Source organism: Xanthomonas hawaiiensis (assembly GCF_031834635.1).
Lineage (GTDB): Bacteria > Pseudomonadota > Gammaproteobacteria > Xanthomonadales > Xanthomonadaceae > Xanthomonas_A > Xanthomonas_A sacchari.
On sequence record NZ_CP115873.1, the window covers coordinates 1,499,272 to 1,524,009 of the forward strand.

Sequence of the window (24,738 nt, forward strand, 5' to 3'; positions counted from 1 at the left end):
CCGCTATGAGAGGAGTTTCTACGCTCCTTGGAGGAGCTACTGGATTCTGGAGATGTCAACTGGTTTTGGCCGTAAAACCAAGGTGAGCTTTTAATTGAACCTGACCTAGTTATCTCTGACGCCTTAATTAAGCCGCACCGCGAAGTAGCGTCGGCCGGGAGAATTGTAACTAGAAGACCGTTTTTGTAACCTTAGCTGCACCTTCAACAAGGTCATTAACCTGGTCTGCGGTTGGCTCTGCCTTCTTGTTGTGGTCACACAAGTTACGTATGTCGCCCAAGTGCTGATGAAAGCGCCACTGGGGTGTTTCGATCACCGCAGCGTTTTTCAGGGCGTCATTGAGATCGGCGATTGTCGGGTGCTTCTTCATAAGTTTGATATTGTGAGCGACGCAAACTTCATGCAGGTGCTTCTCCAGTACCACGCCCGCTATGGCGCCGGCTGCGCGCATGAATTTGTGTTTCAGGAGTTCCCTGGCAGCATCGAGCTCGGAGTCCAGAAGGTCGGCCTGCACGAGTTGTCGGATGTCGTAAAGCGAGCTCTCGAACCTGCTCTTGATCGATTTTAGAATGGCAACCTGCTGGTCTAAATGGGTTATCGCGGACCTCCGATCCGCAACAACCTCGTCCCCATATCGAGTGATTCGGAGACCCTGAAGCGCGTCTTCGATTCGGTAATTCTCGAATCCAATATCCTTGCGGCCCTTGGGCTTCTCGTAAAGGCGGGTAAAGTCATTCAGTCGGTCTGGCAGGAGCTGCTTGAGCAGCACTAGGGACTCGGAATACCAGGACTGATATGCATCTTTAAAGTCCGGAAGCGCATCCATGTGCTGCTTCGCAGCTTGTTTGTCATTCTTGCAAGACTTTAGAACTGCGGCCTCGTACTCCTTGCCGTAGCAAAGGTGGGAAAACGCCTGTTGTATCAGAATCGCATCGCGCAAGAGGCGCTCAAAGTCCTTCTTGTATCTGTCGAGATTTGACGCCATGTAGTGCTCCTTTGCTGTCTATCGATAGAATTAAGCCGATTTGCGAAGAATTCGGCTTGAATGAGTGTTAGGCGAGTGATCTACCACCACCAGTACTTCCGGGCGAGATGATCAATCTCTTCCTGCTCTGATGGTGTCAGTCTCTTGCCGCTGAATCGGCGTTTGTTCTTGAGTTGTTGATAACGATTCAGATCGCCCTTGTTGGACAGGCTGGCGCCAATAATTCCAACTAGCACGATTGCTCCAATAATGAATCCGATCACGGCACCTCCCCTGCCTAGTGGTTGAATTAAGCCGCACCGCATGGTGGGCTTGAATGAATGTTAGATAGTGCACCGGTCTGCATGTGACTAACTTGCTGTAACGATATGGCGGACTTTGGCCTGGTTGTAGCGGGCGACATATACAATGGTCATATCGTTGGCTCTATAAAGGAGTCCGGCTGGCGGGGGCAGGTTCACTTATCGATTGAGTTGGATCCCTTGTGCGGGTGGCATGCGGGCCTGAAGTCTCTGAAGCACTTGGTCTTGCTTAAGCCGTGTTTCCACTTGGGAGGTCAACCTGACCCAGTTCTATTCACACCGCGAAGCGGCATCGGCTTGGAGGAATTGTTAGGCCTCCGCATCCTTCTTACGATATGAAAGTCTTTTCCAGGGGCTAGAGCCTACTTGCTGCTTCAAGAAGTCCACGACTGCGTTGTGAGAACGGACGGCGAGGTTGTACACAAGGCGCTCGGCATTGAGTGCGTCTTCGACGCTCACTTCGTTGGCAGTCTTTACTCTGTGAGCAATGGCGCCACGAAGCGCAATTAGGTCATCGAGGGCAGCACAGGCTTCTTCTTGCGTTGTGCCGTCCCAGGTCCATTCGCGGGAGATGCTTTCTAAGCCGAGAGTCTTCTTAAACAGCTCATCAACTTGCCCAGTGCGCGGCGTGTTGAACTTGCCGGTCGTTGTAGCTAGTACTGTCTGAAGATTGTCGCGGAGCGCACGCTTCCAACCATCGCCTGCTAAGTCCCAGGCTTTGATTCCGGCGTGTGTTGATCCAACGCGCTCTAGGACGATCTTCGGCAGTCCCTGAGGATTCGGTGTGTTTGCCACTAGGTAATCAAGCGAGTGGTTAGTGAGGTCTTCCACGAAGGCCTCCCAGCACGCGACCAGCAGAACCACGCTGCTTTTGCACAGGACTTCTGAGTCGTGGCTGGAGACCACGCTAGCTTGGTCGGCACGACTTGCAAGTGAGCGCAAGCGGCGCGCTTCACGAACGTTTTCAATCAGCAGGAGAGTGTGCTTGTTGCTTTCAGATATCGGCATAATGGATCCTGAGGCCTAGCACTTCAGTTAAGCCGCGCCGCGAAGCGGCGTCGGCTTGGACGAATTGTTAGCCCGCTATCGGCATGATCTCGACCATGTGGTGGTCGCGAGCGAGATTGGGCGTGACTTGAAAAGCTTGGGTGCCAGGCACTCCAGTTGCATCCACGTACGATACGGTAAGTTGCATCGGCTCTTCCGCAAGGTTTGTAAGGTATGACCACTCGAACCGACGCTCTTCGTTTCGGCTCCACGAGAAAATCTTGCCGAAAGAGTGCGAGCGCAACTGGATGCCCGGTGAAATCGTGACCTCCGTAGCCGTATTGCCTAAGTTCTTAACAGTAGATGTGTAGGTTGCCTTGCCGCCGCTGATGATGCCGCCGGCGCCGTGAAATACGAACTTGGGCTGAGCGGCCTCGCGTTGCCGCTGCTGTTCTGCATGTAGGGCGCTTAGCTCCGCATCAACCTGCCGACGCGTTATCTCGACCAGCTCCCGTTGCTGTTCCACCGAGTTGCGAAGTTCTTCGGCTTGAAGCTCAAGAGCTCTAGTGTTCTGCTTGAGTTCTACTCCCTGCTGAAAATACCCAAGGATCAGCCAAAGAATAGCGACTGGGCCGAATACGCCGGCGAGAAAATCGCCGACATTGTTCGGCGCCAAACCCCGGATCTCCGCAACGCGCCCTTCGAAGAAAAGGCAAAGGCCGATGATGTATACGAGAGTAAGGATGATTCCGACTGCCGATAGCGATCTTGTCATGCGGGCTAACTACTATTCGGCTACAAAATGGTGTGTAAAACAGGTGTGTAGCGCAGACATGCCGCTACCTTTCGGGGTGGTACGCATCCAAAACTCGATCTTTCGCCATTCCCGCTGTCGCATAATCCCTGCATCTAGCCCCGCGGCCACTTCCTAGTGCGTTCCCGCATAAGGCCGACGCTATCACTTGTTGACGGTCGTCACAAGTTAAAGGCCGCTTGGCGAACCGCCGGCGGCCTTAATTTGTAGACAAGTTGTTTGATCTCGCGTCATCCGGATTTGCTGGACGGCATGTTCTGCGGATAAGTCAGTTACTGGGCGTACTCCAAATCTGCGCCTTCACCCCACGCACGCTCGCATCCGCCGCGTTATCCAAATCAAACACAATCACGCTGTTATCGCCCTTCCGCTGCCAAGGCGCCGGAAAATACAACGCCCGCTGCGGCCCAATCTTCCAGTGCCTTCCCAGGTTGTGGCCATTGGCCCAGGCGAAGCCTTTGCCGAAGGCCTGCATGTCCAGGAACGTGTCGGCAGGCGTGCCGATCTTCAGCGTGCCGCGGTGGAAGGCGGGGCCGTCGACCTTGGCGGTGGTCCAGCCGGTGAGCTTGCTCGGGTCGTCCATCGGCAGGGGGAAGGTCTGCCAGCCGGTGAGGGGCTTGCCATCGAGCAGCACGGGGTCGACCAGGCCGGCGTGGCCGTCGGGGAGGTGGGCGCCGTAGTTGATGCGGCCGGTGTTCTCCACCAGCACATCGAGGGTGTGGGAGCCGGCGGGGATGTCCACGTCCACCGCCACTTGCTGCAGGCGGCGCTCGGCGCTGCCGGCCAGCTTTCGGTCGACGTAGACACGGGCGTAGTCGCGCACTTCGCCCAGGTACAGGCTGCCCTTGCGCGGGCCGGTGACGGTGGTGCGGTAGAGGATGTAGCCGTAGGCCTGGCCGTACCGCTCCATCGGCTGCGGGGTGTCGGTGGTGGCGGCCGGGGCGGGCAGGTTGTCCCAGAGCGAGGCGGATTCGCGCAGCGGCGTGACGGGGAGTTCGGCGAAGCGGATCGGCTTGGGCAGCGCCGGCGGGGCGATGCCGGTGACGCGCTGGATGGCGTCGCGGAACAGGGTGAACTTGGGGGTGGGGCGGCCGGCTTCGTCGAGCACGGCGTCGTAGTCGTAGCTGGTGGTCTGCGGGGCGTAGTGGTCGCTGGGGTTCTTCTGGAAGTTGGCGCCATTCATGAAGCCGAAGCTGGTGCCGCCGACGAACATGTAGAGGTTCGCGGAATGGCCCTGGCGCAGGATCCATTCGAATTCGCTGGCCTGTTTGGTGGCATCGGTGGCCGCGTGCTTCTCGCCCCACTGGTCGAACCAGCCGGCCCAGTATTCGCCGACCATCTGCGGTTGCCCGGGGCGGAACTTGGCCAGGGTCTCGAAGGCGTTCTTGGCGTCGCCGGGGGCGAAGTTCACCACGGCCAGGGTGTCGGGCAGGGTGCCGTTGGCGAGTACGTCGGGGCCGTCGGCGGTGAACAGCAGCGCCTTGTCGAAGCCGGCGTGGACGAACATGGCGCGGTTGCGGCGCATGTAGGCGTGGTCGTCGCCGTAGGAGCCGTATTCGTTCTCCACCTGCACGGCGACGATCGGGCCGCCGTTGCCGTTGAGCCGGGGTTTGACCTGGGCGGCGAGCGCGTCGAGGTAGGCCTGGCTGGCGGCGAGGAAGCGCGGGTCCTGGCTGCGCACGCGCATGCCGGGCTCGGCGAACAGCCACGCGGGATAGCCGCCGGCTTCCCACTCGGCGCACACGTAGGGGCCGGGGCGCAGGATCACGTTGAGGCCTTGCGCGGCGGCTTCGTCGACGAAGGCGGCGATGTCGTTGTTGCCGCTGAAGTCGAACTGGCCCGGCCGCGGTTCCACCAGGTTCCAGAACACGTAGGTCTCCACCGTGTTCAGGCCCATCGCGCGCGCTTTCTGCAGGCGGTCCTTCCAGTAGGCGCGCGGGATGCGCTGGAAATGGATGGCGCCGGAAATGACCTGGTACGGCTTGCCGTCGCGGATGAAGTGATCGCCCTGGGTGGCGAAGGCGGGCCAGGCGGTGGTGTGTGTCGGCTGCGCGGCTGCCGGGAGCGACAGCAGGAGCGACAGGGCAAGGGCGGACAGGGTGCGACGCAGCATGTGGGGGTTTCTTCCGGTAGCGGGTTCGGGCTTTACCTGTAGGGGCGGCTTCAGCCGCGACCGGGTTCCCGGGAAGGTCCGGTCGCGGCTGAAGCCGCTCCTACGAGACGCGAGGATCAGCTAAAGGACGGTGGCAGATCGTCCTTGCCCGCACCGAAGGCGGTGTTGGGCTTCGGACCCATCTCCAGCTCCAGCGTGCCGCCGGCGGCGAGGTCGGCATGGCGCAGCCAGCTGCGGGTGTAGGGCTTGCCGTTCCAGCGTGCACGTTGGATGTAGACGTTGGTCGCGCTGTTACCGTGGGCGACGATGCGCAGGGTGCGGCCGTTGCCCACGTCCAGTTCCGCGCGCTTGAACAGCGGGCTGCCCAGCACGTAGTTGGCGCTGACCGGGTCCACCGCGTACAGGCCCAGTGCGCTGAGCACGAACCAGGCGCTCATCTGCCCGCAGTCTTCGTTGCCGGACAGGCCGTTGCGCGCGTCGTGGTACTGCTCGCGCAGCAGCCGCCGCACCATCGCCTGGGTCTTGTACGGCTGCCCGGCGTAGGCGTAGAGGTAGGCGACGTGGTGGCTGGGTTCGTTGCCGTGCGCGTACTGGCCGACCATGCCGTCGATGTCCGGCGGTGCGTCCGCCGGCAGTTCGGAGCTGGTGGTGAACAGTTCGTCGAGCTTGGCGACGAAGTTGTCGCGGCCGCCGAACAGGTCCATGTAGCCGTACAGGTCGTGCTGGTTGAGGAAGGTGGCCTGCCAGGCGTTGGACTCGGTGAAGTCGCGCCACTGCGCGCTGTGGCCCATCGCGCGCGGATCGAACGGGGTGGCCCACTGGCCGTCGCTCAGCCGCGGCTGCACGAACTTGCTCTCGCGGTTGAACACGTTGCGGTACTGGCGCGAGCGTTCGCGCAGGTGCTTGGCGTCGTCGGCAGCGCCGACCGCCTGCGCCAGGTGCGCCACCGCCCAGTCGTCGTAGGCGAATTCCAGGGTGCGGCTGACCGATTCGTCGACCTTGTCGCAGGGGATGTAGCCCATCTGCCGGTACAGCGCCAGGCCGTGCACGTCGTCGTCCATCGCGCGCTTGCGCCAGGCAGGGTACGCGGCTTTCCAGTCGATGCCGGTGAAGCCCTTGGCATGCGCTTCGGCCAGCACCACGGCGGAGTGGTAGCCGATCATGCAGTCGGTCTCCACGCCCTGCAGCGGCCAGATGCCGACGCCTTGCGGCGATTCGTGGGCGCCGCGCACCAGGCACTGCACCAGGTCGGGCACGCGCTCGGGCTGCACCAGGGTCAGCAAGGGATGCAGGGCGCGGTAGGTGTCCCACAGCGAGTAGGTGCTGTAGTTGTGGTAGCCGGCCGGCGCCTGGTGCACCTGCAGGTCCATGCCGCGGTAGCGGCCGTCGGTGTCGCTGAACAGGGTCGGTGCGATCAGGCTGTGGTACAGCGCGGTGTAGAAGATGCGGCGCTGCGCTTCGTCGTCGCTGTCGATGCGCACCCGCCCCAGTTCCTTCTCCCATTCGGCCACGGCGGCGGCGTGCACGCGGGCGAAGTCGAAGTCGGGCAGTTCCGCGTCGAGGTTGGCCAGGGCGTTCTCGGCGCTGACCGCGGAAATGCCGACCTTCACCAGCAGCGGCGCCTCGGCGGCATCGGGGTAGTGCAGGGCCAGTTTCAGCCGGTTGCCGTCGGCGCTGCGCGCGCTCGCGGCCAGCGGCTGGTCGTCGGCGTACAACTGCGCGCTGGCGAACGGCCGCGACAGGCGCATCGCGAAATAGATGTAGCGGCCCTTGGCCCACTGGTAGACGCGGCGGCCGCCGGTGACGGTCTGCGCGTCGACCAGGCGCAGGCTTGCGTCCTCGACGCGGGCGGGAATCTCCGGCTTGTCCTGCATGCCGTGGCACAGGTCCAGCAGCAGGTGCGCCGGCTTGCCCTTGGGGAAGTGATAGCGATGCAGGCCGGCGCGCGCGGTGGCGGTGAGCTCGGCATTCACGCCGCTGTCCTTCAGGCGCACGCGGTAATAGCCGGGCGAGGCGGCTTCGTCGGCATGGTCGTAGCGCGAGCGGTAGCCGGTCTCGGGGTGCTCGCGCGTGCCGGGCTGCAGCTTCACCGGGCCGGTGGCCGGCACCACCAGGAAGTCGAGCATGTCGCCGACGCCGGTGCCGGACAGGTGGGTGTGCGAGAAGCCCATGATCGAGCTGTCGTCGGCGTGGTAGCCGGAGCAGGCGTCCCAGTCGGCGTTGTAGGTGTCCGGGCTCAGCTGCACCATGCCGAACGGCAGCGTGGCGCCGGGGAAGGTGTGGCCGTGGCCGCCGGTGCCGATGAACACGTCGACGTTGCGGGTGAGCTCGGCCTTGGCGCGCGCATCGGCCGGCAGCGCGTAGCTGCCGGCGCGTGCCTGCGCCAGGCGCGCGATGCCGCTGCTGCCGAACAGGGCCAGGGCGATGGCGCCCTGCAGGAAACCGCGTCGTGTGGCCATGGTGCTGTCCTCGGGGTGTGCGGCGGTGCGGTGGGGGTGTGGTTTTTTGTAGGAGCGGCTTCAGCCGCGATGGGGCATTACCGGTAACGCCCGGTCGCGGCTGAAGCCGCTCCTACGACAGCAGGTGCGGCTTGCGCTGATGCAGGTCGATGATCAGTTCGCCGAACAAGGTGTTGGCCCAGGCGAACCAGTCGCGGGTGAAGGTGCTCGGGTTGTCCTTGTCGAAGGCTTCGTGCATGAAGCCGGTGCCGGCGTCGGTGGTCTTGAGCCACAGCAGGCACTGGCGGATCTGCGCGTCGTCGTCGCTGGCCAGCGCGTACTGCATCAGCGACATCGGCCAGATCGTGCCCAGGCCGCTGTGCGGGCTGCCCACGCCTTCGGCCGCGCTGCCGCGAGAGAAGTACGGGTTGCGCTCGCTCCAGGCCAGTTGCCGGGTGCGCAGGAACACCGGATCGCGGCGATCGCAGCAGCCCAGGTAGGCCAGGCTCAACAGGCCGGGGGCGTTGGCGTCGTCGATGAACAACTGGTTGCCGTAGCCGTCCACCTCATAGGCCCAGAACGGCTGGCCGTCGGCGTCGCGCATCTGCCCGAACTGACGCGTGGCGGTCTCGACCTGGTCGGCCAGCGCGCGGCACTCGCCGGCGAAGGCGGCGTCGTGATGCAGCGCCTCGCTCATCGTCGCCAGTTGCCGCAGCGAGGTCACCGCGAACAGGTTGGCGGGGACGAACAGCGGGTACAGGCAGGCGTCGTCGGACGGGCGGAACATCGAGTGGATCATGCCGTTGGGCCGGGTCGGCTGCCCGTAGCCGTCCAGCACCAGGGTCTCGGTGGCCAGCGGCGAGGGCCGCTGGAAACTGTACGGGCCGCGGCCGTGCAGGCGCTGCTGCTCGCGGAAGGTGCGCACCACCACGTGCATCGCCTCGCGCCAGTCGTCGTCGAACGGCGCGGCATCGCCGCTGGCGCGCCAGTACTCGTGCGCCAGGCGGATCGGGTAGCACAGCGAGTCCACTTCCCATTTGCGTTCGCCGACGCCGGGCTTCATCTCGGTGATGTCGGCCACCGACCACTTCAGGCGCTGGCTGGTGCCGTCGGGCAGGAACGCGTTGGCGTAGGGGTCCAGGCGGATGCAGGCGGCCTGGCGCTGGATCAGCCCATGGAACATGCGCCGCAGCGCCGGGTCGCGCTTGGCCAGCGGCACGTAGGGGTGCACCTGCGCGGAGGAGTCGCGCAGCCACATCGCCTCGATGTCGCCGGTAATGACGAAGGTGTCCGGCTTGCCGTTGCGGGTGCCGGTCTCGACGGTGGTGTCGAGGGTGTTGGCGTAGCAGTTCTCGAACAGCCAGGCCAGGCGCGGATCGCCGATGCCGGCCTTGACCGTGCGCAACTGACGCTCGACCGCGGCGCTGACGAAGCGGCGCTTGCCCGGCGGCGGCCGCTTGCTGGGCAGCGCGGCGGAGGCCGATGCCGCGGCGGCGGCCGGCAGCGCCCCGCTCAGCAGCGCGGCGCCGGCGCTGGCGCCGAGGAAGTGGAGGATGTCGCGGCGGGTGGGCATGGCCTGGAACGCTCCGTGGAATCGACGAACCCTCCCGGCGCGGGCCGGCACCGGGGAGGTGCCGGCCGCGGCCGGGAGGGCAGGTTGATGGTACCTATAACGGACCAATTTGCGACGACCTTACAACGTGTGGCCGTCCGATGCATCCTGCGACTGCACAACCGGGCCGCTCACGGATGGTGGTGCGGGCCGTGCCAGTGCATCGGTCCCGAGCACACGCACTCGCCGTCGTCGTCGCCGTTGCCGGCATGGCCGAACAAGGCCTCCAGCAGCCGCCGCGACGGGCTCCACTCGCCGATGGCCGGGTGGATCAGCATCGCCTTGCAGGCGTCCAGGTGGCTGCCGCTGAGCGCGGCGTCGATGGCGGCGTGCTCGTAGGCCTTGACCGTGCGCACCAGGCCCTGGATCGCCTCGGGCATCGGCCGCGCCGGCAGCGGGGTGATGCGGTCGCGCTCGATGGTGGAGGAGATCTCGACGATGTCGTCGTCGGCCAGTTCCGGCATGCAGCCCTGGTTGCGCACGTTGACCACGTGCCGGCCCGGCAGCGCGCCGGTCAGCGCGCTCATCACGTCCACGGCGATGCGGTGATAGCCGGTGCTGGCGCGGAACGGGTCCGGCTGCGGCGCAAGGTCGTCGGCGAAGGCCGAGCCGGCCTCGGCCTCCAGCCGCATGTACGAGCCGGAGCGCTGCTGCAGGTAGGCGGCGTAGGTCTGCACCGCGCCGCTGCCGTCGCCGGCGTTGAGGCGGCTGCGCAGGTCGGCGATCAGGGTATGGTTGAGCCGTTCGATCTCGCTGCCGCGGCTGGCGCCGCTGGTGCGCTGGTTCTCCAGGGCGCGGCTGCGCTCGTAGTAGAAGTACAGGTACTCGGTGGGGATCAGGCGCAGCGTGCGCAGCATGTCGAAGTCGAACAGCGGCGCCAGGTACAGCTGGCGCAGGATCGCGTCGTCGGCCAGGATGCGGTCGAGCACGTCCTCGCCGCGCACGCGCACCGCGCGGATCCAGCCCAGGTGGTTGAGGCCGACGTATTCGCAGTCCACGTCCGCCGGCGGCTCGCCGAGCGCGCGGGCGATGTTGTGGAACAGTTCCACCGGCGTGTCGCAGATGCCGACCACGCGCGCGCGGGTGTGGCGGCTGATGGCCTGGGTGATCAGCCCGGCCGGGTTGGTGAAGCTGACCAGCCAGGCGTCGGGGCTGAGCCGCTCCACCATCCGCGCCTGCTCGATCGCCACCGGCACCGTGCGCAGCGCCTTGGCGACGCCGCCGGGGCCGGTGGTCTCCTGCCCGGCGTAGCCGTGGCGGATGATGGTGTGCTCGTCGGCGGCACGCTGGCGGATGCCGCCGATGCGGATGCTGTTGAGCACGAAGTGCGCGCCGTCGATCGCCGCTTCCGCCGAGCTGGCCGCGTTGACCTGCAGGTCGCCGCCGAACTCGGCCACCACCGCGCGGCCGAGCGCGACCATCAGCGCCAGCCGCTCCTGGTCCGGATCGTAGAGCACGATCTCGCGCGCGCCGAGCGCTTCGGCGGCATCGTTGACGCCGTAGACCACCAGCGGCGCGCGCACGCCGCCGCCGCCGATCAGGGCGAGCTTACGGTTGGGAAAGGAACTGCTCATGGAGACTCCTGAGACGTGGGGGATCGGGAAGGCCGTCGAGCGCGCCGAGCGCGGTGCAGCAGGCGGCGCCGCACAGGCAGCCGCGCTGCGCGCAGGCATCGAGGGAAAGGTGGTCCAGCAGCGCATCGATGAAGCCGGCATCGAAGGCGTCGCCGGCGCCGGTGGTGTCCTGCACGGCGACAACGGGCGCTGCGACCAGACGCGCGCCGGCCGCATCCACCACGCAGGCGCCGGCGCCACCGAGCTTGATCGTCACCTGCGCCAGGCCCAGCGCCTGCGCCCAGGCGCCGCAGGACGCGGCGTCGTCGCCGGCGCAACCGGCCAGCGCCGCCTCCTTCTGGTTCGGCAGGAAGTGATCGACCGCGCGGCAGGTGGCGTGGTTGTCCGGATCGGCCAGCCAGGCCGGGTTGAAGCCCACGTCCAGCGAGGTGCTGCAGCCGGCCGCGCGCAACGCCGGCAGCAGCGTGCGCGCCAGCGTCGCCGGCAGCGGCAGGGCGAAGTGCACATGGCGCGCGGCGCACATCGCCTCCAGCGCGGCCGCGCTGCCCAGCAGCGGTTCCAGCGCGGCATTGGCGCCGGGGTAGGTGAAGAACGAACGGTCGTCGTGCAGCGACACGCTGGCAGTGACGCCGGTGCCGGCGGGGTGGTCGATCAGGCCTTCGGTGCCGACGCCGAAGGCGCCCAGGCGCTGCGCGAACCAGTCACGGTCGCTGGCGCCGATCGCGCCGATCAGCGTGACCGTGCGCCCGAGCCGCGCCAGCCCGCAGGCGGTATTGACGGTGCCGCCGCCGAGATCGCGATGGTAGTGCCGCGCCATCGCTTCCTCGCCCGGCCCGGGCCAGGTGCTGAAGCCGCTGAAGATGTGGTCGAGGTAGACCTCGCCGACCACCGCGACGTCATGGGTTTTCATTGCTGGAAGGGCCATGCTGCCTCGCGTTTGGCCTGGATGAGATAGAGCGCGGTGCCCGCGCACAGCGCCAGCACCGCCGCCAGCAACCGCGGCAGCGGGCTGGTGGCCAGCAGCGCCAGCCAGCCGCAGACGCTGATCAGCAGCGGCCACGGATACAGCGGCATGGCGAAACGCGCGCGGCGCCGCGGCTGCCGCCGCAGCAGCACCACCGCCAGGCATTGCGCCAGGAACTGGAACAGGATCTGGATGATCATCAGCGTGGCGATCAGGTCGTCCAGCGACAGCGGGCAGGCCAGCGCCGAGGTGATGCCGACGAACAGCAGCGACACGGTGGGGAAGCGCCCACGCGGGTGCAGTCGCGCGAACACGCCGAAGAACTGGCCCGACGCCGCCGCCGCATACGGCACCCGCGAATAGCCGAGCAGCACCACCAGCGCCGAACCCCAACTGGCGAGCACGATCAGCGCCACCGCCACGGTGCTGCCAACCGGGCCATAGATGGCCTGCATGAAGTCGGCGACCACCGCCTTGGACTGCGCCGCCTGCTGCCACGGCAGCACGCCGAGCAGGGTCACGTTCAAGCCCAGGTACAGCACCGCCACGATCGGGATCGACCACAGCACCGCACGCGGAATCGTGCGGCGCGGCTTGCGGATCTCGCCGCCGAGCATGCACACGTTGTTGTAGCCGCCGTAGTCGTACACCGCGATCAGCGCCACCGCGCCGAAGCCCAGCCAGAAGCCGTGCGGCGAGGCCGGCCGCGCCTGCAGGAACTCGCGCGCCAGCGCCATGTCGAAATGCAGCGCGCCGCTGAGCACGATCCACACGCAGGCGGCGATCACCACCGCGCTGACCAGCAGCGACAGCAACTGCACCGAGCGCACCTGCCGATACAGCAGCGCGGTGTTGAACAGGCACAGCGCCATGGCGATGCCGGTGAGCGCGGTGTGGCTCAGCCCGGGCATCAGGTAGGCCAGGTACTGCGCGCAGCCGACCGCGGCCGCGGCCACCGACAGCGGCGCGGTCAGCAGCGTCTGCCACAGGTACAGGAAGCCGAACAGGCGCCCGGCGCGGTCGCGGCCATAGGCCTCGCGCAGGTAGTGGTACGGCCCGCCCGAGCGCGGGATCGCCGAGCCCAGTTCGGCCCACACCAGGCCGTCGCACAGGCACAGCAGCGCGCCGACCACCCAGCCCAGCAGCACCGCCGGCCCGGCCAGCGCCGACAGCGCCAGCGGGATGGTGATGAACGGGCCGATCCCGATCATGTTGAGCAGGTTGGCCGACAGCGCGCTCCAGAACCCCAGCGTGCGCGGCGGCGCGCCCTGGTCAGCGGTGGACGGGGAGGACGCGACGGGTGCGGCGAGCGATGTCATGTGCATGCGCGATCCTGCGGGGAGGGAAGGGAAGCGACGGCCTGCATCGCAGGCGCGGGGACGAGACCGTCGGCGCACCGCACCAGGCCCGGCTGCAGCCGATGCAGATCCAGGATCAGCACCTGGTTGGCGCCGGCGCGCAGCCAGGCGCCCGGGCAGTACAGGCATTGCTGCGGGCCGATGTCCCAGTAGCGCCCGAGCAGGCGCCCGTTGACCCACAGATAGCCCTTGCGCCAGTCGCGCATGTCCAGATGCACGTCGCCGGGCTGGTCGAGGGTGAACTCGGTGGCGAAGAACAGGCCCGGGCGCTGCGGCGGCGCCTGCAGCGGGCGCAGCGACGGTGTCGGATCTGCGTCCAGCGCCAGCCCGCGCACCTCCCAGCCGTGCAGGTCTCGACCATCGAGCCGCACCGGACCGAGCAGCCCCTTGCGATCGCCCAGCGCCGGGCCGAAGTTGATGTGACCGAAGCTGTCGACCAGCACGTCCAGATTGCGCGTGTCCTGCGCTGCATCGGGCAGGTGCAGCTGCAGCGCGCTGTGCAGGCGCGGATGCCGCATCCGCGATACGTGGCCCAACTCGCGTGCGTCCACATGCACTACCGCGTAGTCGTGGACCTGCCCAAGGTGCAGCGCCTGGCCCGCGCCGATCCGGCGCCGATACAGCACCAGGCCCTGGTCCTGGCCAAGCAGGCGCTGGTTGTCGATGGGGGTGTCGGTCTGCAGCGCGGGGCCGAGGTTGTCCCACAGCGCGGCCACGGGCCTGGCCTGCACCGCGTCGAAGTGCGCGCGGCGCGGTGCTGCCGGTAGCGGCGGCGTTGGCGTGTCGGCCTGCGCGGCGATGATCTTGCGCAGCGCGAAATAGGCCGGCGTGGCGCGGCCGGCCTCGTCGATCGGCGCGCCGTAGTCGTAGCTAGTGATTGCCGGCTGGAACTGCGAGCCGTCGTCCTCGGCGTTGGCGCCGGCGCTGAGGCCGAAGTTGGTGCCGCCATGCACCACGTACAGATTGAACGAATAGCCGGCGGCGGCGATGCGGCGCAGCAGCGGCGCGTAATCGCGGCGCGCGAACTGCGGCTCGCCCCAGTGCGTGAGCCAGCCGGGGTAGCCCTCGGACACCCACACCGGCGCCTGCCCGGCGAAGGCCGTGGCCGCCTGCAGATCGTGCAGATCGGGACCATCCAGCCCCAGCGCGGCGCCGGGCAGCATGGCCTGGCGCCGCCGCAGATCCTTGAGCCCTTCGGCCAGCGAGAACGGCCCGTCGACCCCATGCGCCCGCCACAACGCGGCCAGCGCCTGCAGATAGCCGACATCGCTGCCGTGCATCGAGTATTCGTTCTCGATCTGCAACATCAGCACCGGCCCACCGGCGCTGGCCATCAACGGCGCGATGCGCGGCGCGATCGCCCCGATGTAGCGCTCCACCGCCGCCATGTAGCGCGCATCGTGGCGATCGCGCAGGCGGATGTTCGCCTCGCGCAGCAGATACGGCGGCAACCCGCCCAGCGTCCACTCCGCGCAGACATACGGACCCGGGCGCAGGTAGACCCACAACCCCTCCTGCTGGCACAGCCGGATGAACCCGACGAAGTCGCGCTCGTCGCTGTCCAGATCGAACTGCCCCGGCGCCGTTTCCAGCGCATTCCACATCAGATAGAGCGCGATGGTGTTCAGCCCCATCGCCTTGGCCATGCGGATGCGATGCAACCAATCCGCCTTCGCGATCCGCAGCGGATGCAGCTCGCCACTGCGGATCTGCCAGGGCTGCCCGTCCAGCGTGAAGCGTCCATGGGCGAAACCGAATGTGTGCTGCCGTCCATCCGGCACCGGCACCGGCGCTGATGCTGGCACCGCTGCGCGCAGCATCGGCATCGCCGCCAAGCCCAACGGCGCCAGCAAGCCGAATCGGCAGAAGGCGCGGCGTTTCATTGGCAGCTCCAGCAGGATCGTTGCTGTTGTTGCTGTTGCTTCAGGTGTTGCTGTTGCTCTTCAGCTTTTGCCTTTCCAGGGTCCCCTCCGCAGCGGCGGAGCTGGCGGGCAAAACCCCCCGTAGGGGGGCGGCGCACAGGGATGTGCGCCGTTTTCGGCCGGGGCAGGATGCCCCGTCCGAAAATCCCGTCGGCGGAGCGAACCCGCGTAGCGGGCGCTGCGGCGGGGTGTGCTTTCTTTTGGTTACTTTTCTTTGCACAAGCAAAGAAAAGTGACTCGCCGCCAGGCGAAAGCTGTTGCTTTTGCTTTCCAACATTCCTAGTAAAGCTCGTCGGGACTGAAGTCCCTCCCACAAGAGCCATAGTCCAGGCTTTGTCGGTGGAGCCTGTCGCGGCTGAAGCCGCTCCTACGACAACCCTGGCGCGTGCTGCTTGAGCGGGCTTCCGATGCAGCCTGATCCAGGCAGTACCGGTAAAGCCTGTCGGGACTGAAGTCCCTCCCACAAAAGGCTTGGTCCAAGTGGAGTCGGTAAGGCCTGTCGCGGCTGAAGCCGCTCCTACGACAAGCGAGGCGCGCACTGCTTGCGTGGACCGCCGATGCGGCCTGATCCAGGCCGCATCGGTAAAGCCCGTCGGGACTGAAGTCCCTCCCACAAGAAGCGTGGCACCTCCGAGCGATGGCATCCCAGTGCGCACGCCGCCGCGCCCTAGAACGCGTACTTGACGGTCAACAACGTCATCATGCCGGCATCCACGATGTCCGACACCGCCAGATTGTGCCGGCCCACATGCCCCCAGTAACTGTATTCCTTGGTGAGATTGGAGATCGACAGATCCACATTCACCCCGTTGTCGAACCGATAGCCCGCATGCAGATCCACCCGCCGCGTCGGCCGCGCCCACAGATCGTCCCACGGCGCGTTCTGGTGCAGGAAATCGTAGTTCAGCAGATACGAACTGCTGAAGTGATAGCTAAGGTTCACCGAGAACTTCGAGCGCTCGTAGAACAGCTCCAGATTGGCCATCGCATTCGGCGCCGACTGCATCTGCTCGTCCTCGAAGCCGACCATGCCCAGATCGGCGTGCGCATGCTGGCGCGTGGCGTTGGCGCTCACGCCCAGCCCGTCGAACGGCGCCGGCAGATCCTGGAAGCGCTGCCGCGCGCTGACCTCCACGCCGTAGACGCGGCCGTCGCCGCCGTTGGTCGGCATCTGGTAGAACACCGTGCCGCTGCCGCTGGTGCCCGAATTGGCCTGGCCGGAACCGGCATCGTAGATGTAGTGGTGCAGGCGCTTGTAGAACCCGGCCACCGAGAAGAACCCGCCGTGGTCGGTCGCCCACTCGCCGGACAGATCCAGGTTGGTCGAGGTGATCGCCTTCAGGTCCGGGTTGCCCTGGGTGATGGTGGTGATGCCGTTGGAGATGTTGATCTGGGTGCCGCCGCCCAACTGCACGAACGCCGGCCGCGTATAGCTGGTCCACAACGCCGCGCGGTAGGTGGTGGCGCTGTCCGGGCGCCAGGTCAGGAACACGCTCGGCAGCGGCTGGTCGTAGTGCGTGCTGTTGGCGGCGAAGTAGCCGACCTGCTGGTTGCCGTCGCTGTCGGTGGGCGTGGTCCAGAAGGTGTTGTGGATGCTGGTGTGCTCGAAGCGCACGCCCGGCACCACCTCCAGGCTGCCGACGTTGAAGGTGGCCATCGCGTAGGCGGCGCTGACCGCCTCGGTGCCGCGCATCGTGTTGCAGTTCCAGTTGTTGACGTAGAACGCGCTGCCGCAGGTGTCCAGGTCGTCGTCGGTGAGGTGGTTGGCGATGACTTGCGCCACCGCGCCTTCGCTGACCCGCGGCGTGGCCCAGTGGTACTTGCCGGGGAAGATCGCCGCGTAGCCGCCGTTGAAGATGCCCAGGTCGCCGAGCGTGCTGGCGTCGGGCACCGGGCCGGTCCACCAGTCGCGGTTGCTGTAGTGGCGGCTGCTCTTGCTGTACTTCACGCCGAACTGCAGCGCGGTCAGCGCACCGTCGCTGAAGTCGTAGCGTGCGTCGAACTTGGCGCCGCCCTTCTTCTGCCCGGAGTAGATCTTGGTTGATTCGCCGTAGCTGCTGGCGTACAGCGAAGGGATGTTGTTGACCTGCGCCAGCAGCGCCGGGGTCAGCTGCGGATAGGGGAAGGCGCCGCTGCCGTATTGCATCAGGCTGCTGCCGGAGTAGGCGAAGTTGGCCTGGCTGAACTTGTCCTCGCGCCCGTCGATCTCGATGTGGTCGGGGCGGTCGTTGTCGCCGAAGCTGTAGAACAGGTTCGGCGACAGCGTCCAGTTGCCGGCGGTCTTGCGCGCGCCCACCTGGAACGTGGCCAGGTCGGCGATTTCCGGGTTGGTCTCGTACCAGAAGCGCGCGGCGATGCGGTTGATGTTGGGCGAATACACGCCGGGCGTGGCGCTCGGCACGAAGCTGACGTCCTGCGGCAGCAACTGCACGAAGGTGGTGCCCTGGTCGGTCTTGGCGTAGGCGTAGGTGGCGCGCGCGTACACCGACAGGGTCTCGTCCACGTTCCAGTCGAAGGCGGCATTGCCGCCGTAGCGGCGCTCCCAGCCGGCGACCACGCCGACATTCATGCCGGTGCTGGTCAGGTTGTCCTGCGGCGCGTAGCCGGCGGCATTGCTGCCGTCGGCATTGGCGTGCAGGAATTTCCAGGAGCCGTCGTTGAGCGCGCTGGTGGCCGCAGCCACCTCGCTGTTGGTCGAGGTGCGGTAGTCGTAGTAGGCGCTGGCGTAGAAGCCGAACTGCTGCTCGTCGCCGAACTTGTGCTGGAACTCGCCGGCCAGGCCGCCGCCGAGGCCGTCGCCGCCGTAATCGCGGGCGCGGCTTTCCACGCGGCCGCTGACGGTGACGCTGCCGCTGGTGGCGTCCTTGTAGTCGTAGGCGGTGGGCGTGCGGAAATCCAGGGTGCCGCCGATGGCGTCGCCGTCCATGTCGGCGGTGGAGGTCTTGTTGGCGACGATGGTCTGCAGGCCCGAGGGCGGCAGCAGGCTCAATTGCACGCTGCGGCTGTACGGCATGCCCTGGGCGACGGTGACGCCGTCGATCAGGTTGACGTTGTATTCGGAGGGCAGGCCGCGCACCGAGGCGAACATGCCTTCGCCGCGGGCGGCGCCGTCGACGCCGCCGAAATAGCCCGAGCCGCTGTAGGTGATGTTGATGCCGGCGATCAGGCCCAGCGCCTCGGCGACGTTGTGCACGGCGGTGTGCTCGAGGTCGTTGGCCGAGAGCACGTCCACCGTGTTCGAGGAGTTCATCTTCAGCGTGCTGGCATCGTAGCGGTTGGCCGCCACGCTGATGGTCTGCAACTGCTTGGCCTCGTCCAGCGCGATCGACACCGTGGCGGCGCCGCTGTCGGCGACCTGCACGGTGGTTTCCGGGGCGCTGAACCCGGGGTAGTCCAGTTGCAGCGCGTACTGCCCGGCCGGCACGTCGGCGATGACGAAGCGGCCCTGCGCGTCGGTGACGGCGCTGAGTGCGGTGCCGGCGATGGCGACCTTGGCGTCCGCGGCGGGCTTGCCGCTGCTGCGCTCCTTGAGTTCGCCCTGCACGGTGCCGGCCAGCGCAGGTGCGGTGGCGGCGAGGCCGGTGATGGCCAGAATGGCGGCGCACAGCGCCTTGCGCTTGCAATACGGATGGGTTGCCACGTGACACCTCGCTGATCGTGATCGGTGCGGGCACGCGCCGAAGGCGACGCGCCGCTGCGTTCCTGGATGGCAGACACGGTGGACGGAAGGCGCGCGCGCTCGAACCGCACGCCGGACGGCGTGCGAACAGGAACAGAGCGAACGGCGACCGACGCGAGGCGTCTGCCGGCTGGGCGGACCGTTAGACGGCGATCAGTGGCGTGGCGGCGAGTAGCCGGCGATGCACTTGGAGCGCGAACGCAGCGCGCTCAATTTGTAGCGACGGGTCATGCGCAGCGGCCCCCGTGCGTGCCCGCGCGGAACGCGGACGGCAGGCAGGGCGCCGGAACTCCGGCGAGGCATCGATCCTGGCTGCGACGACTGCATGACATGGCACATCACCCCTGGAACTGCCCTGGAAAACGCTGCAGGTGCTGCGGCGTTCGGCGCGTCTGGCATGTCGGTGCGTGGCACCGACGTGTTATCGATACCTCTGTCCCGCAAGACTGTCAATAGGTTGTGAAAAATAAATGAGCGGGACGCTGCGCCGGGCGATGCTGGAGCGCGGTGACCCGCGAGGAGCGGGTATTTACGCTGCACTGCCGCATGCGCTGGCGCATTTCGTAGACAGGGGCCGCGGGGCGGCCCTGTCGCTCACTTCGGCATGGCCACTCGGCCGTTGATCGAGAACGCGGCGTCTGCGCCGGGCGCACCGGTACCGGGCTGGCCGCCGCCGACGAACAGCCGGTAGTCGCCGGCCTCGACCGCGCGCTGGCCGCTGCGGTCGACGTCGCTGAGTTGGCGTGCGTCGAGCGCGAAGCTCACCGTACGCGCCTGGCCCGGTTGCAGGTGCACGCGCTGGAAGCCGACCAGGCTGCGCAGCGGCGACTGCGCACGTTGCGGGTACTGCAGGTAGACCTGCACCACCTCGTCGCCGGCGCGTGCGCCGGTGTTGCGCACGGTGGTGGTGACGCGCAAGGCGTCGCCCGCCTGCAGCGTCGCGGTCGACAGCTGCGGGGCGTCGTAGGCGAACTGGGTGTAGCTGAGGCCGTAGCCGAACGGGAACAGCGGCTCGCCCTTGAAGTAGCGGTAGGTGCGGCCCTTCATGTCGTAGCTGACGTAGGGCGGCAGGTCCTTGGTCGAGCGGTAGAAGGTCACCGGCAGGCGGCCGCCGGGGTTGATGTCGCCGGCCAGCGCCTGGGCGATGGCGGTGCCGCCGGACTGGCCCGGATACCACGCGGCGATGATCGCGTCGGCGTGCTGCTTGGCCCAGTTCAACGCCACTGCGCTGCCGCTCATCAGCACCACCACCAGCGGTTTGCCGCTGGCCTTGGCCCGTTCCAGCAGTGCCTGCTGCGCCGCCGGCAGGGCCAGGTCGTTGCGGTCGCCGCCGTCGAAGCCGGGCACGTCGATGCGCAGTTCCTCGCCTTCCACGTCCGGCGACAGGCCGACGAAGGCCACCACCGCGTCGGCCTGCGCCACCGCGCGTTCGGCCTCGGCCAGTTGCAACGCCGGCGGCGCCAGCCACTCCAGGCGCAGGCCCTGGTCCTGGCCACGGTGCTCCAGCTCCAGGCGGATCCGCCGCGGCGTCGCGTCGTCGAAATGCAGCAGCGCCTCGACGTTGCGGCCGTCGGCGTTGTGCATGCCGGCCGGCAGGTGCTTGTCCTCGGCGTTGCCGGCGATCACCAACTGGTCGTCGATGTACAGGCGCACCGGGTCGTGGCCGGTGCAGTCGAAGCAGCGCGCCACCCGCACCGCCAGGGTGTAGTCGCCCGGGCCGGGCGGCAACAGCTCGCCGCTCCAGCGCACCGAATAGCGGTCCTTGTCCACGCCCTTGGCCGGGGCCACGTGGTCCCAGTTGAAGCCGACCACGCGGTCCTGGCGCTGCACGCGCGGGGTGCCGGCCAGGTCCAGGTTGTCGAAGTACTCGCCGCGCAGCCCGGGCTTGCCGTCGCTGCGCAGCGCTGTCTCCGGGATCATGCCGGGCACGCCGGCGGCCAGCGGCGCGCCCTGCGCGTAGGCGACCTGGGCGGCGCCGAAGCGCGTGCGCAGCCCTTGCAGCGGCGTCACCGGCTGCACCGAGGTGCCCTGGTAGTTGGCTTCCAGCGCGGCCAGCGCATCGGCGTTGGGGCCGAGCACGGCCAGGCGCAGGCCCGAGCGCAGCGGCAGGGTGGCGTTGGCGTTCTTCAGCAGCACCAGCGATTGCTGCGCGGCCTGCAGCGCCAGCGCGCGGTGCGCAGCGCTGTCGATGTCCTTGGCGCCCAGCCGCGCATACGGATCGTTGCGCTGCGGCTGCAGTTCGCCGAGCCGGTAGCGCGCGGCGAACAGGCGCACCAGCGAGCGGTCGAGCAGCGCCTCGTCGGCTTCGCCGCGGTCGAAGGCGATGCCGAGGTCGCGGTAGGCGTAGCCGCAGTTCAGATCGTGCCCGGCCTTGAGCGCGGCCGCGGACGAGCCGGCATTGTCGGGGCGGTAGTAGTGGAACTGGGTCATGTCGTCGATCGCATCGCAATCGGACACGACGAAACCCTTGAAGCCCCAGTCGCCGCGCACGCGGCCGTCGAGCAGCCAGTCGGCGGCGCAGGCGGGCGTGCCGTGCAGGGAGTTGTACGCGCACATCACCGAGCCGGCCTGGCCGTCGACGATGGCGGCGCGGAACGCCGGCGAGTAGGTCGCCTCGAAATCGTGCGGCGACACGTCCACGTCGAACCCGTGGCGGCCCGGTTCCGGCCCGCTGTGCACGGCCAGGTGCTTGGGCGTGGCGATGGTGCGCGGGTGCGCCGGATCGTCGCCCTGCAACCCGTGGATGAAGCCGACCGCGAGCCGCCCGGTGAGGTAGGGATCCTCGCCGTAGGTCTCCATGCCGCGGCCCCAGCGCGGGTCGCGGAAGATGTTGATGTTGGGCGACCAGATGGTCAGCCCGGCGTAGCGCGGATGGTCCTTGCCGGGCCCGCCAGCGAGATTGAACTTGGCCCGCGCCTCGGTGGAGGTGACGGTACCGACGTCGTGCAGCAGCTCGGGGTTCCAGGTCGCCGCCAGGCCGATCGCCTGCGGGAACACCGTGGCCTCGCCGTTGCGGGCGATGCCGTGCAGGCCCTCGCTCCACCACTCGTAGGCGGGCACGCCCAGGCGCGGGATCGCCGGCGCAGCGTTCATCGCCTGCGCGATCTTCTCGGCGCGGGTCATCTTCGCCACCAGCGCGGCGGCGCGGTCTTCTGCGTCGTCGGCATGGGCGAGCGGGGCGGCGAGCAGGCCGATCGCGCACAGCGCCTGTGCCAGCGGCTGTAGGAGCGGCTTCAGCCGCGACCGTGCGCCGGCCGATCTACGGAGCATCTCCCGAACCATCACTTCGCCTCCGCCGGCTCGGCCGGCGCGCCGGCCAGGGTCCCACCCAGATCGCGCAGCTGCAGCGCCGCGCGCAACTGCTCCAGCGTCGCGCTGCTGTGCACGCGCACGGTCAGCGGCTCGCCCGGCAGCAGGTCGAAGGCGTTGTCGGACAGGGTCACGTCGAGGTCGCCGAAGCCCAGCCACACCTGCGCGGCGAGGGGGGCGCTGCTCAGGGTCAGCGCGTAGCCGTCGCCGTCGGCGCGCAGTTCGCTGCGGATGTCGGCCTGCGGCCACTGCAGGCGCTTGGCCGCGTCGAAGTACACCAGGGTGCGCGACAGCACGCGCTCGCCGTCGAGCAACTCGAACACCGCCACGCTGCGGCGCGGATCGGCGCGGCGCAGCAGCTGCGCATCGCTGAAGCTGCCCACGCGCACGCTGGACAGCGGCGCCAGGGTCACCGGCTTCTCGGTCTTGCTCAGCACCTTGCCGGACAGGTCCATCACCCGCATGCGCCAGCGCGCGGCCAGCGGCGTGGTGCGGTCGGACACCAGCGACACGGTGGTCTGGCCCTTGTCGTCGCGCAGCGCGGCGATCAGTTCCGGCGCGTAGAAGCGGCGCGCGTGGTACTGCAGCGCCTTCCAGCGGCCGAAGTAGTCCACGCTCGACCACGAGGCGCCGGGCCACACGTCGTTGAGCTGCCAGTACAGCGAGCCCATCGATTGCGGCCGCGAGGCGCGCAGGTGCTCGGCGGCCAGGGCGATGCCCTCGGCCTGCATGATCTGGCTCAGGTAGACGAAGCTGGCGAAGTCCTTGGGCTCGCCGAACGCGCGGCGGATGTACAGCAGCAGACGCTTGTTGCCGTTGCCCTTGTCGAACTTCTGGTGCGCGCGCATCACCGGCGATTCCGGCTTCAGGTCGCCGGGTTCGGCGAAGGCGCGGATGGTGCGCATCTCGGGGAACGACTGCAGGCCGTATTCGGACATGAAGCGCGGGGTCACGTTGAGGTATTCGGTGACCGGCAGCGCCGGGCCGCCCCAGACCTTCCAGTAGTGCATGTCGCCGTCGTCGGGCTGATCGGCGGCGCCGTCGAAGTCGGTGCCCGGCGAGGTCGCCCAGTACGGGGTGTCGCTGTCGTACTTCTGCACCGCTTCGCGCAGTACCGTGCCGAACAGCGTGGTCATGCCGCGGACGATGCGCTCGCGCTCTTCCGGGTCGATCGACTGCTTGAACTTGACCCGGTCGCCCCAGTTCTCCCAGCCGGTCTGCACTTCGTTGTTGCCGCACCAGATGACGATGCTGGGGTGGTCGCCGAGGCGCCGCACCTGCTCCTCGGCCTCGGCGCGGGTGTTCTCGCGGAAGGCGACGTCGTAGGGCGGGATGGCGCCGCCGAACATGAAGTCCTGCCAGATCATGATGCCGAGGCGGTCGGCGTCCTCGTAGAAGCTATCCGGCTGGTAGTGGCCGCCGCCCCACATGCGCAGCATGTTCATGTTGGCGTCGCGCGCGGATTGCAGGAAGCCGCGCATGCGCGCGGCATCGACGCGGGTGGGGAAGCTGTCGAACGGAATCAGGTTGGCGCCCTTGGCGAACACCGGGATGCCGTTGACCACCAGGGCGAAGCTCTTGCCCCACTGGTCCTTCTCGCGGCGCAGCTCGACGCTGCGCAGGCCGGTGACGCGCTGCGCCTCGAAGCTTTCGCCCGCGGCATCGCGCAGGTGCGCCTTGAACGTGTACAGGTCCTGGCGGCCGTAGCCGGCCGGGAACCAGCGCTGCGGCTTGGCGATGCGCACCGGCACGGTCAGGGTGTTGGCGCCCGGGTCGACCACCACGCGCTGGCTGAACTGGCCGACGCGCTGGCCGTCGGGGCCGAGCACGTCCAGGTCCAGTTGCACCTCGCCGCTGCGCCCGGCCTGTACCTGCAGCTGTGCCAGCAACTGCGCCGCGTCGGCGTCGACGCGCTGCTGGGCGATGCGCAGGCCGTCCACGCGCAGGTCGTCCCAGGCCTCCAGGCGCACGCCCTGCCAGATGCCGGCGGTGACGATGCGCGGGCCCCAGTCCCAGCCGAAGTTGTATGGCGCCTTGCGCACGTAGGTGGAGCTGTGCCGCGCCACCGGCTCGTCGCCGAACGCCGAATCGTAGGCGCCCGGCAGCGCATACGGCTGCTTGGACAGCCACGGCTGGATCTTCTTGATCGGCGAGGCGATGCGCACTTCCAGCACGTTGTCGCCACGCTTGAGCAAGGGTTTGGCGTCGATGCGCCACTGCCGGAACATGTTGTCGGCGGCCAGCAGTTTCTTGCCGTTGAGGTAGACCTCGGCGAAGGTGTCCAGGCCGTCGAACACCAGCTCCAGGTGCGGGCGCGCCAGCAAGGCCGCGTCGACCTGGAAATGGGTCTGGTACTGCCAGTCGCTCAGCCCGGCCCACTGGATCTGCGCTTCGTTGTCGCGATAGAACGGATCGGGCACCACCCCGGCGGCGATCAGGTCGGTCTGCACCGTGCCCGGCACCTGCGCCGGCAGCCACTGCGCCGCCTTGGGGTGCGCCTTGGCGTTGGCATCGCCCGGCGCCAGCCGCACCTGCCAGCCTTGTTGCAGCGACAGCGTCGCCGGCGCCGCCGCCTGGCCCAGCGCCGGCAAGGCCAGCGCCAGCAGCAACCCGAGGCGGGCAGGAAGGCGCGTGTGCGACGCGGAACGGGAGCGGCGGGGCGGCTGGATCATGCGAGGGTC

Annotated in this window: 14 protein-coding genes; all 14 read right to left on the bottom strand. The window is 67.6% G+C overall.

What is annotated here, in order from left to right; genetic code table 11:
- Positions 1-169: 169 nt before the first annotated feature.
- Positions 170-985, bottom strand: a complete 816-nt coding sequence (locus tag PG878_RS06580) for a hypothetical protein (protein WP_209029638.1) — start codon at positions 983-985, stop codon at positions 170-172.
- Positions 986-1,065: 80 nt separating this feature from the next.
- Complete coding sequence (locus PG878_RS06585) at positions 1,066-1,248, bottom strand: hypothetical protein (protein WP_209029639.1); 183 nt, start codon at positions 1,246-1,248, stop codon at positions 1,066-1,068.
- A 348-nt stretch (positions 1,249-1,596) separates the two neighbouring features.
- Positions 1,597-2,295 carry a HEPN domain-containing protein gene (locus tag PG878_RS06590; RefSeq protein ID WP_209029640.1) on the bottom strand — a complete coding sequence of 233 codons (699 nt, stop codon included), beginning with the start codon at positions 2,293-2,295 and terminating at the stop codon, positions 1,597-1,599.
- 67 nt (positions 2,296-2,362) lie between these two features.
- Entirely contained in the window at positions 2,363-3,049 is a 687-nt protein-coding gene (locus PG878_RS06595; RefSeq protein WP_209029641.1) for a hypothetical protein, read from the bottom strand.
- A gap of 307 nt (positions 3,050-3,356) precedes the next feature.
- Complete coding sequence (locus PG878_RS06600; protein ID WP_209029642.1) at positions 3,357-5,201, bottom strand: glycoside hydrolase family 35 protein; 1,845 nt, start codon at positions 5,199-5,201, stop codon at positions 3,357-3,359.
- A 116-nt stretch (positions 5,202-5,317) separates the two neighbouring features.
- Positions 5,318-7,660, bottom strand: a complete 2,343-nt coding sequence (locus PG878_RS06605) for a GH92 family glycosyl hydrolase (protein WP_209029643.1) — start codon at positions 7,658-7,660, stop codon at positions 5,318-5,320.
- Between the two features lie 112 nt (positions 7,661-7,772).
- Positions 7,773-9,212 (bottom strand): glycoside hydrolase family 125 protein, encoded by a 1,440-nt coding sequence (locus tag PG878_RS06610; protein ID WP_209029644.1) that lies wholly within the window; start codon positions 9,210-9,212, stop codon positions 7,773-7,775.
- Positions 9,213-9,382: 170 nt separating this feature from the next.
- Positions 9,383-10,825: a 6-phospho-beta-glucosidase gene (locus tag PG878_RS06615; protein WP_209029645.1), complete on the bottom strand. Its 1,443-nt coding sequence runs from the start codon at positions 10,823-10,825 to the stop codon at positions 9,383-9,385.
- Positions 10,800-11,735: a carbohydrate kinase family protein gene (locus PG878_RS06620; protein ID WP_209029646.1), complete on the bottom strand. Its 936-nt coding sequence runs from the start codon at positions 11,733-11,735 to the stop codon at positions 10,800-10,802. The genes PG878_RS06615 and PG878_RS06620 overlap by 26 nt, the downstream gene beginning before the upstream one ends.
- Positions 11,732-13,108, bottom strand: a complete 1,377-nt coding sequence (locus PG878_RS06625) for an APC family permease (RefSeq protein WP_209029861.1) — start codon at positions 13,106-13,108, stop codon at positions 11,732-11,734. Before PG878_RS06625 ends, PG878_RS06620 begins: the two co-directional genes overlap by 4 nt.
- The gene (locus PG878_RS06630) at positions 13,105-15,030 is read right to left on the bottom strand and encodes a beta-galactosidase (RefSeq protein ID WP_209029647.1); all 1,926 of its coding nucleotides are present in this window, start codon (positions 15,028-15,030) and stop codon (positions 13,105-13,107) included. Before PG878_RS06630 ends, PG878_RS06625 begins: the two co-directional genes overlap by 4 nt.
- Positions 15,031-15,736: 706 nt before the next feature.
- On the bottom strand, positions 15,737-18,709 hold the full coding sequence (locus tag PG878_RS06635) for a TonB-dependent receptor (protein ID WP_209029648.1): 2,973 nt from the start codon (positions 18,707-18,709) through the stop codon (positions 15,737-15,739).
- A 633-nt stretch (positions 18,710-19,342) separates the two neighbouring features.
- Positions 19,343-22,018, bottom strand: a complete 2,676-nt coding sequence (locus tag PG878_RS06640; RefSeq protein ID WP_209029649.1) for a glycoside hydrolase family 3 C-terminal domain-containing protein — start codon at positions 22,016-22,018, stop codon at positions 19,343-19,345.
- An 11-nt stretch (positions 22,019-22,029) separates the two neighbouring features.
- A complete protein-coding gene (locus tag PG878_RS06645) occupies positions 22,030-24,729 on the bottom strand; it encodes a beta-mannosidase (protein ID WP_209029650.1) in 2,700 nt (899 codons plus the stop codon).
- Positions 24,730-24,738: the final 9 nt, after the last annotated feature.